This window comes from Streptomyces sp. GESEQ-35 (assembly GCF_017948485.1).
Classification (GTDB): Bacteria; Actinomycetota; Actinomycetes; order Streptomycetales; family Streptomycetaceae; genus Streptomyces.
This window is the reverse complement of record NZ_JAFFSX010000038.1, coordinates 22,454-39,245: the sequence shown is the minus strand read 5'-3', so window position 1 is coordinate 39,245 and position 16,792 is coordinate 22,454. Positions and strand designations below refer to the sequence as shown.

Genomic DNA, 16,792 nt, shown 5'->3' with positions numbered 1-16,792 from the left:
GGGAAGTCACGCGGACCTGTCACCGCAGGAGACCGAACGCTACGCCGCCGACAGTTGCTCCCGTGATGGCCCCGACGATGACCTGGGCGGCGGTGTGGCAGCGCAGTCGGATCCGGGACCAGCCGATCAACGCGACCACGGGGACCAGCAAGCCGGCCCAGGGCCCGAAGACCGACACCAGGATGACGTTGGCGCCCGCGGCGACGGCCGCATGCACCGACACCTTCCAGGAGAAGGTGATGACCAGCAAGGCAAGAAGGACGGCCAGCATCGCGGCGACCAACGCGCTCACCTCGCTCGGAGCCCCCAGCACAAACAGCAGCGCCGTGCCGACAATGACCGATGCCAGGACACCAGGGGCGGCCACGACACGGTCCTGGCGCCGACGCACCTGCCGGTCGCCCCAATAGTGGTGCCGCTCACCGAATCCCAGGATCAACGTGGGCAGCACCGCAGTGAACACAGCCGCGAACAGACCCCAGCCGGCACCTGCGAAACCGTCAGCGTGCCAGCCCAACAGCACGGTCAGGAACACCATCCAGTTCTTCGGCTCGAACCCCTCGCTCACAAGCCACGCGACGGGCGCCTCACCACGGGACGCCGACCTGAACTCCCGCGCCGCATGGCCCAGATGGGCGGGGCCCGAAGCATGCTCCGCCGAGTCCATCCCTGCGGTCCCCTGCTCGGACACCCAAAGCCCCTGCCATCCCGGTTCCGACAACTCTGCACGAACGCCCACCCCCACAACGACAGCCGCCGAGTGCGTGCGGGTGCGTACGGCGAAGGCGGCCATGCCCAACGCTGCTGTTCCCAGCGCCCATCCAGCTCCCAGCAGTAGGCCGCTCCAGGGCACGCCATGCAGTCCGGCGGCCGCAACGGAGCTCTGCACTGCCCCGTAGGCCGGCAGGTAGCGCACGAGGGCGCTGTCCGCGTTCGGATTGATCAGCGGGTTCTGCAACAGCAGATCGATGGAACTGATCATGATCGCCAAGAACATGCCGGCCAGCTCGCTGCGCAGCACCGCCGCGAGCACGATGCCGATGCCGCCGTAAACCAGAGCACCAGTGAACATTCCCGCGGCGAACACCACGGGTTGCACCGGCCGCCAGAACAGGTGCACCCACGCGGTGGCGTACACGGCGACCGCGGCTGCCACCAACACGAGCGAGGAGCACTTCGCCACGGCCAGGCACGACCGCGGGTAGCCCGCCTGCACCAGACGCCGGTCGAAGAGCACTGAGCGGGCCGTGGCGACGAACATCATGAAACCGACCACCAGCGCCAGTGCCTGCAGTGCCCCGGTCACCTGAGTCAAAATGTTGCCGTCCATGACCACATGGCGGCCGACCGGACGGACGTAGAAGCGCAGCGGCAAGCGGGCAACGACCTCGAAGGCCAGAGTCGTCCACAGCGGAACGAACAGAACCACAAGGATCAGCGCCAGCCTGTTGCGGGCTTGTTCGACGACCGCGAACCGCATCGCCGTACCGAAGCATGACCACCAGCGATTCACTACGATCCCCCACCGGCAGCCGTCTGCTCCGTCTCGCGCAGGAACCCCGCGTCGAGCCGGTACAGGGTGTCCAGACGGGCCGCGTCGTAGGCGAGATGGGATACCACCAGCACCGCACAGCCCCGATCGCGCAGTGCCGCTGCCAGGTCCCAGAACCCCAGGTAGGTCTCCCAGTCGAAGCCCTGATAGGGCTCGTCCAGGAGCAATACCTGCGGATCGTGCATGAGCGCCAGAACCAGGTTGAGTTTCTGCCGGGTGCCGCCGCTGAGGGTCTCCAGGCGCTCGCCTTGGTAGCCCGTGCACTTCAGCTGGTCGAGCAACTCATAGGCCCGATCCAGACGGTCCAGGCCGTAGGCCGCCTGGAAGAACCGCAGATGCTGCTCGACCGAGAAGGCACTGTGCAGAACGGCGTCCTGCGGGCAACTGCCCACCACCCCATGACGCTCCACAACGCCTCCGTCCGGTGCGAGGTCGCCCACGAGGATGCGCAGCAACGTGCTCTTGCCGGCACCGTTCTCGCCCACGATGCCCACCAGTTGCCCTGGAGACAGATCCAGCGACACCTCTCGCAGCACCGGACGTCGTCGATAACTCTTGCGGACATCCCTGATACGAAGAACCGGCCGGCTCACAGCCACAACTGCGCCGCCCACAAGCAACCCCTATGCCCACTGGTCAGCCACCCACGTCGCGCACTCGCAGCCTGTAGCAACAAGGTCACCATCCAGTCCCCGCCCAACCGACCGCCAACGTGATCAAAAACGACACTGAGCGGAACCGGTGACGGGCTGGAACGCATCGAACAGCAGCCGTACGGGATTCGGTGAACGCCCCTCCGCCGGAGCAGGCGACGGCGAACTGGAACGGCAAGCAGGTCTGCGAAGCGATCTGCGTACGGCTTCCGTACCCATGACGTCCAAGATTCTGCGAACCTGCGCGCTTCCGACATGGGCACACCTACCTGCGCCTGCGCGTGCACGCCCTGGCCGACACCATGCCGACACCCCTACGTACGGCGCCCCGCGTGGTCTTCGTCTGCACTCACAACTCCGCCCGCGCCCACCTCGCCGCAGCCCTGTGGAAGCGCCACAGCACCGTGCCCGCCGCCTCGGCGGGAACCCAGCCCGCGTCACGCGTCCACCCCCGTGCCGTGGCGACCGCACGCAAGCACGGCCTGTCCCTGGCCCTTGCCCGGACCTCCCACATCGACGAGACGCTGCGCCCGGACGACCTGGTGATCGCCGTCTGCGACAACGCTCACGAACAGCTCGGCCCCAAGGTCCCCGACCGTCTGCACTGGTCGGTCCCCGACCCCACCCGCACCGGCACCGGCGACGCCTTCGCCGACGCCTTCGCCGACGCCCTGAGTGATCTCGCCGACCGGGTCGACCGGCTGGCGCCCGCCGTCCGCCCTCCCGGAGGTAGCGATGACTGAAACCGCGCCCGTCCCGCACCGCAACCTGAGCATCGATCAGCAACTCGCCTTGCGCACCGCCGCCACCCACCTGAGCCGCCAGTTCGACGGCACCTTCGGCCAGGAGACCATCGAACGCTTCCTGAACTCCAGCTACGACCAGTTCGCCGGCCGCAGCACGATCCCCAACTTCCTCCCGCTCCTGGCCGAACGGTTCGCCCGCCAGTGCCTGCACGCCCTGGCCAAGGTCGAAGGCCACCACACCGACGGCAAGTCGATCGTGCTCTTCCTCTGCGTCCACAACGCCGGACGCAGCCAGATGGCCATGGGCTTCTTCCAACACCTGGCCGGCGGGGGCGCCGTCGCCTGGTCGGGCGGCTCCGAACCCGGGAACGGGGTCAACCCGGCGGCCATCGCCGCGATGAGCGAGCGCGGCATCGACATCTCCCGCGAGTTCACCAAGCCCTGGACCGACGAGATCGTCCGCGCCGCCGACGTCGTCGTCAGCATGGGCTGCGGCGACGCCTGCCAGGTCTTCCCCAGCAAGCGGTACCTGGAATGGACCCTGGACGACCCCGCAGGCAGGGCCGTCGACGACGTCCGGCCCATCCGCGACGACATCGAGCGCCGCGTCCGCGGACTCCTCGACGAACTCGGCGTCCCGGCACAGCACTGACGCGCTCTCTCAGGCTCTGCTTGGCACGATGAACCAGATCACTGTTCACCGAGTTCGCTCCGGTCCCATCACGCGAACTGAGACCAAAACTGAGACCACACACGACGAAGGGCCCCACCGCGAACGGTGGGGCCCTTCGACATCGTGCCCGGTGAGGCACTGGCGGAGGATACGAGATTCGAACTCGTGAGGGGTTGCCCCCAACACGCTTTCCAAGCGTGCGCCCTAGGCCTCTAGGCGAATCCTCCGCCGCAAACAATACAAGACGTTGAGGAGTGCTAGCGAACTCGTTCCCGCTGGCCGGCATCGGGTACTGTGGGCGCAGCCCCTCACGCGGCGCTATCTGACTGAACTCCCCCAGGGCCGGAAGGCAGCAAGGGTAGGTTGGCTCTGGCGGGTGCGTGGGGGGCGCTTGTGTGCCCGGGGACTCGTGGGTTCTCGGGGGCCGGGTCGGTGGGCGGGGCGTGTTGTCAGTGGGCGCCTATAACCTCGTATGCGTGTCGTCTCTCGCGCTGTACCGCCGCTATCGCCCGGAGTCGTTCGCCGAGGTCATCGGGCAGGAGCATGTAACCGACCCGTTGCAGCAGGCGCTGCGGAACAACCGGGTCAATCACGCGTACCTGTTCAGCGGCCCGCGCGGGTGCGGCAAGACGACCAGCGCGCGCATTCTCGCCCGGTGTCTGAACTGCGAGCAGGGACCCACACCGACCCCGTGCGGCGAGTGCCAGTCCTGTCAGGACCTGGCGCGGAACGGCCCGGGATCGATCGACGTCATCGAGATCGACGCCGCTTCGCACGGTGGTGTCGACGACGCCCGTGAGCTGCGGGAGAAGGCCTTCTTCGGGCCCGCCGGCAGCCGCTACAAGATCTACATCATCGACGAGGCCCACATGGTCACGTCTGCCGGTTTCAACGCGCTGCTCAAGGTCGTCGAGGAGCCGCCGGAGCATCTCAAGTTCATCTTCGCCACCACCGAGCCCGAGAAGGTCATCGGGACCATCCGGTCGCGGACCCATCACTATCCGTTCCGGCTCGTTCCGCCGGGGACGCTGAGGGACTACCTCGGCGAGGTGTGCGGGCGGGAGAACATCCCCGTCGAGGACGGTGTGCTGCCGCTCGTCGTGCGGGCCGGCGCCGGGTCGGTGCGTGACTCCATGTCCGTCATGGACCAGCTGCTCGCCGCGGCCGGTGCCGACGGTGTGACGTATGCCATGGCCACCTCGCTGCTCGGTTACACGGAGGGCTCGCTGCTCGACTCCGTCGTCGAGTCCTTCGCCACGGGTGACGGGGCCGCCGCCTTCGAGGTCGTGGACCGTGTCATCGAGGGGGGCAACGACCCGCGTCGCTTCGTCGCCGATCTGCTCGAGCGGCTGCGGGATTTGGTGATCCTCGCCGCCGTTCCGGATGCGGTGGACAAGGGGCTCATCGACGCCCCCTCCGATGTGCTCGAGCGTATGCAGGCCCAGGCCGGCACCTTCGGTGCCGCAGAGCTCAGCCGTGCCGCCGACCTGGTCAACGAAGGCCTGACCGAGATGCGGGGCGCCACCTCGCCCCGACTCCAGCTCGAACTGATCTGCGCCCGCGTGATGCTGCCCGCCGCGTACGGGGACGAGCGGTCCGTGATGGCCCGCCTCGACCGGCTCGAGCGGGGCGTGAACTTCTCGGCGGGCGGCGCGGCGCCTGCCATGGGGTACGTGCCGGGGCCCGAGGCGCACGCCGATGCCGGCAGCGGCGCCATGGGTGCTCCGGTTCCTCCGGGGGGCGGGGCCGCAGCGGCCCGGGCTGCCGTGCGGGGTTCGGGGGCGCCGGCCGGAGCCGGTCCGGGCTCCGGCGGTCCCGGGTCGGGTGCGATGGGAGCCACCGGCCCGGACGGCGGTACGGCGTCGGGGGCAGGGCCGGTCCCGCCGGCGACCACCGGCCCGGCCGGCGACCCTTCCGACGCCGGTCAGCCGCAGCAGGGCCGGCAGCAACCCCAGCAACCCCAGCACACCCAGCACTCGCATCAGGCGCAGCAACCGCAGCCAGCCCAGCCCGACCAAGCCACGCCCACTCCTGCCCCCGCCTCCCAGCCCCCCGCCGCTTCCGCTCCCGGCGCCTGGCCCACCGCCACCCCCGCCGGCGGCGGCCGACGCCCCGGCGGCTGGCCCACGGCTGCCCCGGCGGGCGGCGGCCAGCCCCCGAGCACACCCCCACCCCCACCCGCGTCCGAACCCGCACCTGAGTCCACGCCCACACCGTCGTCCGCCCCACCCGCACCGCCCCCCGCATCCGCCCCGCCCGGCGGCCTCGACCCCCGCACGGTCTGGCCGAACATCCTCGAAGCCGTCAAGAACCGCCGCCGTTTCACCTGGATCCTGCTCAGCCAGAACGCCCAGGTGGCCGGCTTCGACGGCACCACCCTCCAGGTCGGCTTCGTCAACGCCGGCGCGCGGGACAACTTCGCGAGCAGCGGCAGCGAGGACGTGCTGCGGCAGGCGCTGGCCGAGCAGTTCAACGTCCAGTGGAAGATCGAGGCCATCGTCGACCCGTCCGGCGGCTCGGCACCCCCACCGCCCGGCGGTTCCGGCGGCCCTTCCGGCTTCAACAGCGGTGGTGGTTACGGCGGTGGCGGCAGCGCCGGTGGAAGCGGCTACGGCGGTGGCGGCGGCGGAAGCGGCCATGGCGGCGGCAGTACGCCGCCCCCGCCCCCGCGCCCGGCGCCCCCCCAGCCCACGCCCGCCACACCCACGCCGCCCCCGGCTCCCGCCGCCCCCGCACCCCGGCCCTCGTCCGCCCCGGAGCCACCCCCGGTATCCCCCGAGGACGACATCCCCGAGGACGACGACCCCGACCTGGACGAGTCCGCGCTCTCCGGCCACGAGCTCATCGTGAAGGAGCTGGGCGCAACGGTGGTGGAGGAGTTCACCAACGAGTAGGCATGACCACGCCTCGAACGAGTGGTCACGGCCGCACCTGGGAGGAAGCTCCAAGCAGACAGCCCCCGGCCCCTCGGCAACCCGCACAATTCACGCGGCCCACCGCCGGATAGGCTGAGCCCTGTGAAGGTCCTCGTCATCGGAAACGGCGCCCGCGAACACGCCCTGTGCCGTTCCCTGTCCCTCGACCCCGGCGTCACGGCGCTGCACTGCGCCCCCGGCAACGCCGGCATCGCCGAGGTCGCCGAGCTGCACCAGGTCGACGCCCTGGACGGCACGGCCGTATCCGCGCTGGCCGCCGAGCTCGGCGCCGATCTGGTCGTCGTAGGCCCGGAGGCGCCGCTCGTCGCCGGGGTCGCCGACGCCGTGCGCGAGGCGGGGATCCCGGTCTTCGGCCCCTCCAGGGAGGCCGCGGAGCTGGAGGGTTCCAAGGCCTTCGCGAAGGAGGTCATGGCAGGGGCCGGCGTCCCGACGGCCCGGTCGTACGTCTGCACCACCCCCGCGGAGGTCGACGAGGCACTCGACGCCTTCGGCGCGCCGTACGTCGTCAAGGACGACGGGCTCGCGGCCGGCAAGGGCGTCGTCGTCACCGGCGACATCGAGGCGGCCGCGGCACACGCGAACGCCTGTGAGCGCGTCGTCATCGAGGAGTACCTGGACGGCCCCGAGGTCTCCCTCTTCGCGGTCACCGACGGCACGACGGTCATCCCGCTCCAGCCCGCCCAGGACTTCAAGCGCGCCCTGGACGGCGACGAGGGCCCGAACACCGGCGGCATGGGCGCGTACTCCCCGCTGCCGTGGGCCGACCCGAAGCTGGTCGACGAGGTCATGCAGACCGTCCTCCAGCCCACGGTCGACGAGATGAGGCGGCGCGGGACCCCGTTCTCCGGTCTGCTCTACGCCGGTCTCGCGATCACCAGCCGGGGCGTACGGGTCATCGAGTTCAACGCCCGCTTCGGCGACCCCGAGACCCAGGTCGTCCTCGCCCGCCTGAAGACCCCGCTGGCCGGCGTCCTGCTCGCGGCGGCGAACGGCACCCTCGAGGACCTCGCGCCCCTGCGCTGGAGCGACGACGCGGCGGTCACCGTGGTCGTCGCCTCGCACAACTACCCCGCCACCCCGCGCACCGGCGACCCGATCACCGGCCTCGCCGAGGTGGCCGCCCAGGACGCCCCGCACGCATACGTGCTGCACGCCGGGACGAAGCGCGCCGGCGACGCGGTCGTCAGCGCGGGTGGCCGCGTCCTCTCCGTCACGGCGACCGGCGAGAACCTCACCGAGGCCCGCGACCGCGCCTACCAGGCCGTCTCCCGCATCCACCTCGACGGCTCCCAGTACCGCACGGACATCGCCGCGAAGGCAGCGGACGCGTAGGCCAAAACCGAGGCCAAAACCGAGGCCAAAACCGCCCAGAACCCGGTCACCGACCAACCCTCCAGGCCCCGAACCCGTCTATGGATTCGGGGCCTGATCCTCGCGGTCCGTCATCCACCTTTCCCCAAAGCCATTCCATCGAGTGACCGGGTCCCCATACGGCTGACGAGGGCCGGGGCCCCAACTAGGGTGCGGCGCAAGCGTTCCGGCACTTGGCCCACCGGCATTGCGATGTCAGTGGTCGGTGCCACAGTGGGGGAGTGAGCAACGCCAGGGCGGTCGGCGGCGACCACTGTGACGGACACCGTCACAGTGGACGCCCCACATGCCGCCGTACGGGACAGCAGGGAGGGGGTGACATCCGGTCGTGACCGGTATGGGTGGGGAGGCGGGCGCACTGTCCGCGCGCTCCCGGGCTCTCGCCGTGCTGCACATCCGCAGCCGGGCGCTTGCCGTCGCGCTGCTGCCCGCGGCTCTCGCCGTGGTGCTGCTGGCCGGCGGTTCCACCGGCCATCTCGTGGGTGCGGGCTGGCACACCGTCCGCTGGGTCGTGATCCCGGTCGCCGTGCTCGTGCTGCTCGCCGCCGGCGGCATCGCGCTGGTCGTCGCCCGTTCGCGTCCCGCCGTGAGCCCCACCGTCCCGATCGCCGAGGAGTCGGCGCCCGATCTGTACCGGATGGTGCGCGACCTCGCCGACCGCCTCGACGTCCCCGCCCCCTCCGCCATAGCGCTCACACCCGACTGCGACAGCTGGCTGGAGGACCGTACGCATCCGTCCCACGGCCCGCCCCCGCCGGAGGACGGCGATGAGATAGCGGGCCTGGGCAGGCACGCCCACCGCCGCAGCGCCGCCGCCCCAGTCCTGGTGATCGGCTCCCCGTTCCTTTGGTGGATGCGCGTCGGCGAGCTGCGCGCGGTCCTCGCCCCGGTGGTCGCCGGTACGGGACCGTCTGCGCACCCCGACATAGCAGCGGCCCGCCGTTTCGTGCGGGGGCTGGACGCGGCGGTGGCCGTCACCTCGGCGCCCCACCGGGGCCCCGTGTCCCGCACGGTGCTCGCGGGCGTCGGCTGGGTCGCCCGTCTGCTGCTGCGCAGCTGCCGGGGGCACGCGGCCGAGATGGAGCGGGGTGTGGCCGCCGCGGCCGCCGAGCGTGCACAGGCTGTGGATTACGGACTGCGGATCGTCGCGCAGGAACAGGTCGGCCTGGCGTACGCGGGCTGGGACCGGCTGCTCACGCGCGTGGCGCTGCCCGCCTGGCGGATGGGCCGCTGGCCGTCCCGGCTGGACGCGGGTGTCGTGGCCGCCCTCACCGAGCTGTCCCGCCGCGACCGGCTGGCCGAGGGCTTCGCCTCACGGCTGGGCGAGCGTCCCGCCTGCGACCTGCTCGAAGAGCCCGGCACGGTGGACGAGGCGGCCTCACTGCTGGCCGCCCGGCTCTTCCACGGCGGCCCCGCCGAGCCCGGCCCGGACTGGTCCCCGGTGAACTGGCAGGAGTACCCGGAGGAAGTCGTCGACCGCAAATGGCGCATCGACGCGGCCCGCCTCCACCGTGTCCTGGACACCCTCGGCGTCCGCCGCTCCCCCGACCACACCGCCCCCGCAGCCGCCGACCCGACCCTCGCCCGCGTCCTCGACCACCTGTCGGACCCACCGGACACCGGCACCGACACCCCCGCCCGGCGGGAGAACCCGGCCGACGGTCCCGAAGCCTCCGCCCGGCGGGACGACCCACCCCACGGTGCCGATGCCTCCGTACGGCAAGCGGACCCGGCCGACGGTGCCGACGCCTCAGTACGGCGGGACGACGCGACCCACGGTGCCGAAGCCTCCGCCCGGCGGGAGAACGCGACCCACGGTCCCGAAGCCTCCGCCCGACGGGACGACCCACCCCCCGGTCCCGAAGCCTCCGTACGCCAAGAAGACCCGGCCGACAGCGACGCAGGCACCGAGCGCAGTTCGGCGCTCGCCGCGGTCCTCACCGCCGAGCTGGCCCGAGAGGAAGCCGCGGCCCCCGCCGAACGGAAGGCGTCGGCCGCCGGCCAGGGCCCCGACACCGCCCTCTGGGACGACGGCACGCTCCCGCTCTTCCCGCTGCAACCGCCCCGCACCGCCCGTGAGCTGCTCGCCGACCACGTCACGGCGATGGTGTGCTGCGCCGCGATGGACACCGCGGGGGCGACCCCGGGCCTCGACTGGCTCGACGGCCCGTCCCTCATCGTCAACGGAGAGCGGGCCGCCGACCTGACCCCCAGAGTCCTCAGCCTGATCGAGGACGGCGACCCTGCCCCGCTGCGGGCCTGGCTGGTGGAGTCGGGGATACGCCCGGAGAAGCCGGTCCGTCTCGTCTGACGGACCCCCATCGGACCCTCATCGGAGGCCGGGCCGAATGTGGGACCGCGTCCCACCGGAAGCCCCCATTCCACTTTCGGCCAATTCGCAACGAATAGTGACAGGGTGCGTGCGTTATGTGATGTGCTGGGACCGATCGCGCACATGGCAAGGGCTTGCGACATAAGACACGCACACGACGTACGAACACGGGGGCACCAGGGAGGGGAGCGAGCATGGGGTCGCAGCAGATCCGCCGCTGGGAGTCGGGCGCGCTGGCACACGCGGTGACGGACCCCTTCGGCCAGGGCCCCGTCCCCTGGCTGCGCGGCAGCGAGACCTACTTCGACGACACCGGCCATGTCGTCCCCTGGTATGTGGACCCGGTCCAGCAGCCGACGGCCACCACCGCCGACGCCCCGAGGGTCCCCGCTCCGCGCAGCGGCACCGGCGGCCCCCGTTCCGCCGACGACGTCAAGCGCCAGATCAAGGGCTTCGTCTCCACCGGCGCGGTCGCCCCCGGCGAGGCCGTCGACTTCCACATCACCGTCGACCCGCCCCAGGAGTTCAGCGTCGACGTCTACCGCATCGGCCACTACGGCGGCGACGGCGCAGCGAAGATCACCACCAGCCCCCGGCTGTCCGGCATTGTCCAGCCGCCCCCGCTCACCGCCGACCGGACCGTCTCCTGCCACCACTGGTGGCTGTCGTGGCGGCTACAGATCCCGTCGTACTGGAGCATCGGCGCCTACGTCGCCGTCCTCACCACCGCCGACGGCTACCGCTCCCACGTGCCGTTCACCGTCCGCGACAACCACCCCGCGGACCTGCTGCTCCTCCTGCCCGACATCACCTGGCAGGCCTACAACCTCTACCCGGAGGACGGCCGCACCGGCGCCAGCCTCTACCACGCCTGGGACGAGCAGGGCCGTCTCCTGGGCGAGGCCGACGCCGCGACCACGGTCTCCTTCGACCGTCCGTACGCCGGCGCGGGCCTCCCCCTCCATGTCGGCCACGCCTATGACTTCATCCGCTGGGCCGAGCGCTACGGCTACGACCTCGCCTACGCCGACACCCGCGACCTGCACGCCGGCCGGATCGACCCCGCCCGCTACCGCGGCCTGGTCTTCCCCGGCCACGACGAGTACTGGTCGCCGGCGATGCGCCGCACCACGGAACTCGCCCGCGAGCACGGCACCTCCCTGGTCTTCCTCTCCGCCAACACCATGTACTGGCAGGTGGAGTTGGGCCCGTCCCCGTCCGGCGTCCCGGACCGCCTGCTCACCTGCCGAAAACGGCGGGGGCCGGGCAGACCCGTCCTCTGGCGTGAGATCGACCGGCCCGAGCAGCAACTGGTCGGCATCCAGTACGCGGGCCGCGTACCCGAGCCGCACCCCCTGATCGTCCGCAACGCCGGCCACTGGCTGTGGGAGGCGACCGGCGCACACGAGGGCGACGAGATCGACGGGCTGGTCGCGGGCGAGGCCGACCGCTATTTCCCGCGCACTCCGCTCCCCGAGCACGAGAACCGCATCCTGCTCGCCCACTCCCCGTACACCGACAGCGAGGGCGCCGCACGCCACCAGGAGACCTCTCTCTACCGCGCCCCGTCCGGCTCCCTGGTCTTCGCGTCCGGAACGTTCGCCTGGTCCCCGTCCCTGGACCGCCCCGGCCACGTGGACCCCCGTATCCAGCGGGCCACGGCGAACCTCCTGGACCGCATCTGCAAACGCGACTGAACCCCAAGGTCCAAGCTCACCTCCCCATACGGGAGAATCAGCTCACTTGGACATCACCACGGGGAGGAACCGTGTCCGGATTCGTTGAAAAGCCCGAGCCCCTCCAGGTTCCGGGTCTGGTGCATCTGCACACCGGCAAGGTGCGCGACCTGTACCAGAACGAGGCGGGAGACCTCGTGATGGTCGCCAGCGACCGCATCTCCGCGTTCGACTGGGTGCTGCCGACGGAGATCCCCGACAAGGGCCGTGTCCTCACCCAGCTCTCCCTGTGGTGGTTCGACCAGGTGGCGGACCTGATCCCCAACCACGTCCTGAGCACCGACCTGCCCGCCGGCGCCCCCACCGAATGGGAGGGCCGCACCCTCGTCTGCAAGTCGCTCCAGATGATTCCCGTCGAGAGCGTGGCCCGCGGCTACCTCACCGGCTCGGGCCTCGCCGAGTACAAGGAGTCCCGTACGGTCTGCGGCCTCGCCCTCCCCGAGGGGCTGAGCGACGGCTCGGAGCTCCCCGCCCCGATCTTCACCCCGGCCACCAAGGCGGCCGTAGGTGAACACGACGAGAATGTCTCGTACGAGGAGGTCGCCCGCCAGGTCGGCGCCGACACGGCCGCCCAGCTGCGCCAGGCCACCCTCGCCGTCTACGGCCGGGGCCGCGACATCGCCCGTGACCGCGGGATCATCCTCGCCGACACGAAGTTCGAGTTCGGCTTCGAGGGAGAGACGCTGGTCCTCGCCGACGAGGTCCTCACCCCGGACTCCTCCCGCTTCTGGCCCGCCGACCAGTGGGAGCCGGGCCGCCCGCAGCCGTCGTACGACAAGCAGTTCGTCCGCGACTGGCTCACCGGGCCGGAGTCCGGCTGGGACCGGAAGAGCGAGCAGCCCCCGCCCGCGCTGCCGCAGGAGGTCGTGGCGGCGACCCGCGCCAAGTACGTGGAGGCGTACGAACGGCTGACGGGCACGAGCTGGGCGTGAACGACGAAGACCCCGGTCGGTTCCGACCGGGGTCTCGATACAGAGCGGACGACCAGGTTCGAACTGGCGACCTCAACCTTGGCAAGGTTGCGCTCTACCAACTGAGCTACGTCCGCACTGCGCCGTGGCGCGAGAACAACTATACCCAACCCCGCTCACGCGCGAGCCGCACGGCCGTGTGCCGGTTCTCCGCCCCGAGCTTCGAGACGGCCGACGACAGATAGTTCCGTACGGTCCCCTGCGACAGGGCGGCCCGCTCCGCGATCTCCGATACGGGCGCCCCGTCGGCGGCGAGTTCCAGCACCTCGGCCTCCCGCGCGGTCAGCGGCGAATCCCCGGCGGAGATCGCGTCGGCGGCCAACTCCGGGTCGACGTAGCGGTTTCCGGCGTGCACCGTGCGGATGACCTCCGCGAGCCGCCGCGCGCTCACCGTCTTCGGGACGAACCCGCGCACACCGGCAGCAAGGGCCCGCTTGAGATGCCCGGGGCGACCGTGACTCGTCACGATCAGCACCTGACAGCCGGGCAGTTCGGCACGCAGCGATGTGGCGACCTTCACACCGTCCGCGCCGGGCATCTGAAGATCCAGTACGGCGACGTCGGGTGCGTGCGCCCGTGCCATCGCCAGCGCCTCAGGACCGGTGGCCGCCTCGGCGACGATCACGAGATCGTCCTCCAGCGCGAGCAGCGCGGCGAGCGCACCCCGGATGAGGTGCTCGTCGTCGGCGAGCAGCAGCCGCACGGTCATGAGGTGACCCCACTCACGGCCGACGCCTGCGAAGCCGCCCCCGCCCTCACCGGTACCTCGGCCACCACCCGGAACACACCCTCCCCGACCGGTCCCGCCTCCAGCGTCCCGTCCACCGCCGCCAGCCGCTCCCGCAGCCCCGCCAGCCCCGATCCACCGGAGCCGGACGTCGTACGGGTCCCGTCGTTCTCCACGGTCAGTACCACCCGCCCCTCCCTCACCCGCACCGAAATCCCACACCGCGAGGCGTCACCGTGCCGCAGCACGTTCGTCGTCGCCTCACGCACCACCCAGCCGAGCGCCGACTGCACGTCGAGCGGCAGCCCCTCGGCCGAGGCGGACACCTCGCAGTCGATCCCGGCCGCGGTCAACACCCCCTGCGCACCGGCGAGTTCGACCGACAGATCGGACTCCCGATACCCCCGTACGACATCCCGTACCTCCCGCTGCGACTCATGAGCGATCCGCTGCACCTCGATCATCTGCTCCACGGCCTCCGGCCGCCCCCGCCGCGCCAGCTGCACGGCCAGCTCGCTCTTCAGCGCGATCACCGCGAGGTTCCGCCCCATCACGTCATGCAGATCCCGTCCGAACCGCAGCCTCTCCTCGGCGACGGCGAGCCGGGTTCGGGTCTCGCGGGCCTCGTCGAGTGCGAAGACGGCGTTGAGGAGCCAGACGGAGAACGCGGAGGTGAAGGAGAGGAAGGAAGTACCGGCCAGCAGCACGAGGCCCACGGTGAGCGCGTCGGACCACGGGGCACCCAGCGCGAGCGACACGGCACAGGCGCCCGCGGTGAAACCCGCCATCAGCATCAGCACGCGTCGTCGGGCGCGGATACCGAGCGCAATGATGCCGACGCCGATGATCAGCACCGTTGCGGCGAGGCCGCCCGCCGCGGCGTCGGCATCGGCGTCGTCCAGGATCCGGCGAGCGAGGAACATCGTGCCGAACGCGATCAGCGCCGAGGTCACACCCAGTGTCCACATCAGCCTCAGGGGCTGCTCACGACGTCCACGCGTCCAGTCGAGCGCCCGAGCGGCGGTGAGCATGCCGAGCGCGGCGTGCGCGCACACCGTCACCATCAGCCACACCGCGAACTGGCTCCCCACCTGGCTGAACGCGCTCAGTCCGACGGCCGCGATCTCGGCCACCGCGAAGGAGTGGAACGACCACCGCGTATACGTCTCCACCTTCGCCGGCGTGCTCTTCCCCCGCCACCAGCTCTCCGGCCCCCGCATACCCTTGCTCCCGTCCGTCAGTGCCGCGGCTCCCACCGGAACCACCGCCGTACAGCAAACACCGCGACCACGGTCCAGGCCAGCGCGATCGTCATGGAGGCGAGCGCTTCGCTCGCCGCGAGATCCCCGGTCCAGCCGCCCCGTACCAGCTTCATCACCGGCGTCAGCGGCAGCAGTTCGAGGACGGAGGCCAGCCCGTCGGGCAGAGTCTCCAGCGGGATGGCGATGCCGGAGCCGAGCATGGAGACGAACAGCAGCGGCAGCGTGGTGACCTGTGCGCTCTCCGCGGTCCGTGAGTAGCTCGCGGTGACGGCCGCGAGCGCCACGCACATCACCAGCCCCAACAGCACCCCCAGGACGGAGAGATACACGGCCTTGGGTGCCGGGATGTCGACCAGGACGGTGAGTCCGGCCGCGAGCAGCAGGCACTGCACGAGCCCTGTCGCCACGGCCGGTGTCGCGGCTCCCGCCAGGATCTCCGTGTCCCGCAGTTCCCCCGTGCGCAGCCGCTTGAGCACGAGTTCCTCGCGCCGCGCGGTGAAGACGCCGACCAGCGCCGAGTACACGGCGAACAGCAGCGAGAACCCGATCGCGGCGTTCAGCATCACCAGCCCGACGGTGAGCCCGGCGTCATCGAGCTCGGACTCCGGAAACGCCGACCGCACACTGATCGGCACCACCAGCGGCACGAACAGTGCCGAGAATAGCGTGGCCTTGCTGCGCCCGAACAGCGTCAGCTCGGCGCGGGCGAGGGCGGCCATGCGCCCCGCAGGCGTGGTCACGGTACTCACACGTACTCCTTCTCGGCGGCGGGAGCGTCGGACGCCTCCCGGGCGATACCCAGAAACGCCTCTTCCAGCGAGGCCGACCGCGCATCGAGGCGGTGCAGCTCGACCTGGGCCTGCGCGGCCCACATCAGCAACCCGGTGGCCGTCCGCTGAAGCTCCTGTGTCCGCAGCCGTACGACACGCCCGTCCACCTCGTGCGCGCTCACCCCCAGCTGCGCGAGCGGCGGCAGGTCTCCGACGAAGTACCCCGCGGGCAGCTCGAAGGAGATCCGGGACGGCTGGGACGCCGTCACCTCGGCGGGCGTACCGGCGGCTGCGATCCGGCCCTCGTGCATGATCGCCAGCTGGTCGGCGAGCTGCTCGGCCTCCTCCAGGTAGTGCGTGGTCAGCAGCACGGTCGTACCGGCCTCGCGCAGCGACCGCACCAACTCCCAGGTGTCCCGGCGCCCTTCGGCGTCCATCCCGGTCGACGGCTCGTCCAGGAACAGCACCTCCGGGTCGCCGAGCAGCGCGAGCGCGAGATCCAGCCGCCGCCGCTCACCCCCGGACAACTGCTTCACCCGTACGTCGGTCCGCCGCGCGAGCCCGACCAGCTCCAGCGCCTCCGCCACCGGCCGCGCCCGACTCGTACACGCGGCCCACATCCGCGCGGTCTCGGCGACGGTCAGCTCGGACGGAAAGCCGCCCTCCTGCAACATCACACCGGTCCGCGGTCGTACGACGGCCCGATCGGCGTACGGATCATGGCCCAGCACCCGCACCCGGCCCCCGGCCGGCACGGCGAGCCCCTCCAGCAGTTCGACGGTCGATGTCTTGCCGGCCCCGTTGGTGCCGAGCAGCGCGAAGAGCTCGCCGCGGGCCACGGAGAAGCTGACCCCGCGTACCGCCTCGAACCCGCCCCCGTACACACGCCTCAGGTCGGTGACCTCGATCACGTGATCGTGTTCGTTGGTGTCCATGACCTCAGCGTCCCGTCGGACGGGGCCCGACAGCAGTGCGCGCTGTCATCACTCGGCGTGACAAATGTCAGACGGCCCGAAGGGCAGCGGGGGCACGAGAAAGCCCCCCGGTCGGATCGACCGAGGGG

Annotated in this window: 13 protein-coding genes, 2 tRNA genes and 1 other RNA gene; 8 read left to right on the top strand and 8 right to left on the bottom strand. The window is 71.2% G+C overall.

Going from position 1 to position 16,792, the window contains the following annotated elements; translation table 11 throughout:
• Positions 1 to 19: 19 nt before the first annotated feature.
• Positions 20 to 1,480, bottom strand: coding sequence for a hypothetical protein (locus KCH87_RS49780; protein WP_247197765.1), 1,461 nt, complete (start codon positions 1,478 to 1,480; stop codon positions 20 to 22).
• Between the two features lie 32 nt (positions 1,481 to 1,512).
• Positions 1,513 to 2,151: an ABC transporter ATP-binding protein gene (locus KCH87_RS44775; RefSeq protein WP_210593771.1), complete on the bottom strand. Its 639-nt coding sequence runs from the start codon at positions 2,149 to 2,151 to the stop codon at positions 1,513 to 1,515.
• A gap of 356 nt (positions 2,152 to 2,507) precedes the next feature.
• On the opposite strand from KCH87_RS44775, the gene KCH87_RS44770 reads away from it, so the two are divergent.
• Together KCH87_RS44770 and KCH87_RS49775 are read left to right on the top strand one after the other, a co-directional pair.
• Positions 2,508 to 2,948 carry a low molecular weight phosphatase family protein gene (locus tag KCH87_RS44770; RefSeq protein WP_247197763.1) on the top strand — a complete coding sequence of 147 codons (441 nt, stop codon included), beginning with the start codon at positions 2,508 to 2,510 and terminating at the stop codon, positions 2,946 to 2,948.
• Entirely contained in the window at positions 2,941 to 3,603 is a 663-nt protein-coding gene (locus tag KCH87_RS49775; protein ID WP_210593716.1) for an arsenate reductase ArsC, read from the top strand. Before KCH87_RS44770 ends, KCH87_RS49775 begins: the two co-directional genes overlap by 8 nt.
• A 160-nt stretch (positions 3,604 to 3,763) precedes the next feature.
• On the opposite strand, the gene KCH87_RS44760 is transcribed toward KCH87_RS49775, so the two are convergent.
• Positions 3,764 to 3,851 (bottom strand) — tRNA-Ser (locus tag KCH87_RS44760).
• Positions 3,852 to 3,923: 72 nt separating this feature from the next.
• Here KCH87_RS44760 and ffs point away from each other — a divergent pair.
• The 6 genes from ffs to KCH87_RS44730 all read left to right on the top strand — a co-directional run bounded on the left by ffs (position 3,924) and on the right by KCH87_RS44730 (position 12,931).
• Positions 3,924 to 4,022, top strand: an RNA gene (ffs, locus tag KCH87_RS44755) — signal recognition particle sRNA small type.
• Between the two features lie 78 nt (positions 4,023 to 4,100).
• Complete coding sequence (locus tag KCH87_RS44750) at positions 4,101 to 6,518, top strand: DNA polymerase III subunit gamma and tau (RefSeq protein ID WP_210593715.1); 2,418 nt, start codon at positions 4,101 to 4,103, stop codon at positions 6,516 to 6,518.
• Positions 6,519 to 6,641: 123 nt separating this feature from the next.
• Positions 6,642 to 7,892, top strand: a complete 1,251-nt coding sequence (gene purD / locus KCH87_RS44745; RefSeq protein WP_210593714.1) for a phosphoribosylamine--glycine ligase — start codon at positions 6,642 to 6,644, stop codon at positions 7,890 to 7,892.
• 376 nt (positions 7,893 to 8,268) lie between these two features.
• Positions 8,269 to 10,242 carry a hypothetical protein gene (locus KCH87_RS44740; RefSeq protein ID WP_210593770.1) on the top strand — a complete coding sequence of 658 codons (1,974 nt, stop codon included), beginning with the start codon at positions 8,269 to 8,271 and terminating at the stop codon, positions 10,240 to 10,242.
• A 215-nt stretch (positions 10,243 to 10,457) separates the two neighbouring features.
• On the top strand, positions 10,458 to 11,960 hold the full coding sequence (locus KCH87_RS44735) for a N,N-dimethylformamidase beta subunit family domain-containing protein (RefSeq protein WP_210593713.1): 1,503 nt from the start codon (positions 10,458 to 10,460) through the stop codon (positions 11,958 to 11,960).
• A 71-nt stretch (positions 11,961 to 12,031) separates the two neighbouring features.
• Positions 12,032 to 12,931 carry a phosphoribosylaminoimidazolesuccinocarboxamide synthase gene (locus KCH87_RS44730; protein ID WP_210593712.1) on the top strand — a complete coding sequence of 300 codons (900 nt, stop codon included), beginning with the start codon at positions 12,032 to 12,034 and terminating at the stop codon, positions 12,929 to 12,931.
• A 43-nt stretch (positions 12,932 to 12,974) separates the two neighbouring features.
• Here KCH87_RS44730 and KCH87_RS44725 read toward each other — a convergent pair.
• From KCH87_RS44725 to KCH87_RS44705, 5 genes are all read right to left on the bottom strand, one after another.
• A tRNA-Gly gene (locus KCH87_RS44725) sits at positions 12,975 to 13,047 on the bottom strand.
• 23 nt (positions 13,048 to 13,070) lie between these two features.
• The gene (locus tag KCH87_RS44720; RefSeq protein WP_210593711.1) at positions 13,071 to 13,679 is read right to left on the bottom strand and encodes a response regulator transcription factor; all 609 of its coding nucleotides are present in this window, start codon (positions 13,677 to 13,679) and stop codon (positions 13,071 to 13,073) included.
• Positions 13,676 to 14,917, bottom strand: coding sequence for a sensor histidine kinase (locus tag KCH87_RS44715; protein ID WP_210593710.1), 1,242 nt, complete (start codon positions 14,915 to 14,917; stop codon positions 13,676 to 13,678). The genes KCH87_RS44720 and KCH87_RS44715 overlap by 4 nt, the downstream gene beginning before the upstream one ends.
• A gap of 17 nt (positions 14,918 to 14,934) precedes the next feature.
• Positions 14,935 to 15,678: an ABC transporter permease gene (locus KCH87_RS44710; RefSeq protein WP_210593769.1), complete on the bottom strand. Its 744-nt coding sequence runs from the start codon at positions 15,676 to 15,678 to the stop codon at positions 14,935 to 14,937.
• Between the two features lie 26 nt (positions 15,679 to 15,704).
• A complete protein-coding gene (locus tag KCH87_RS44705; protein ID WP_210593709.1) occupies positions 15,705 to 16,664 on the bottom strand; it encodes an ABC transporter ATP-binding protein in 960 nt (319 codons plus the stop codon).
• Between the last annotated feature and the right edge of the window lie 128 nt (positions 16,665 to 16,792).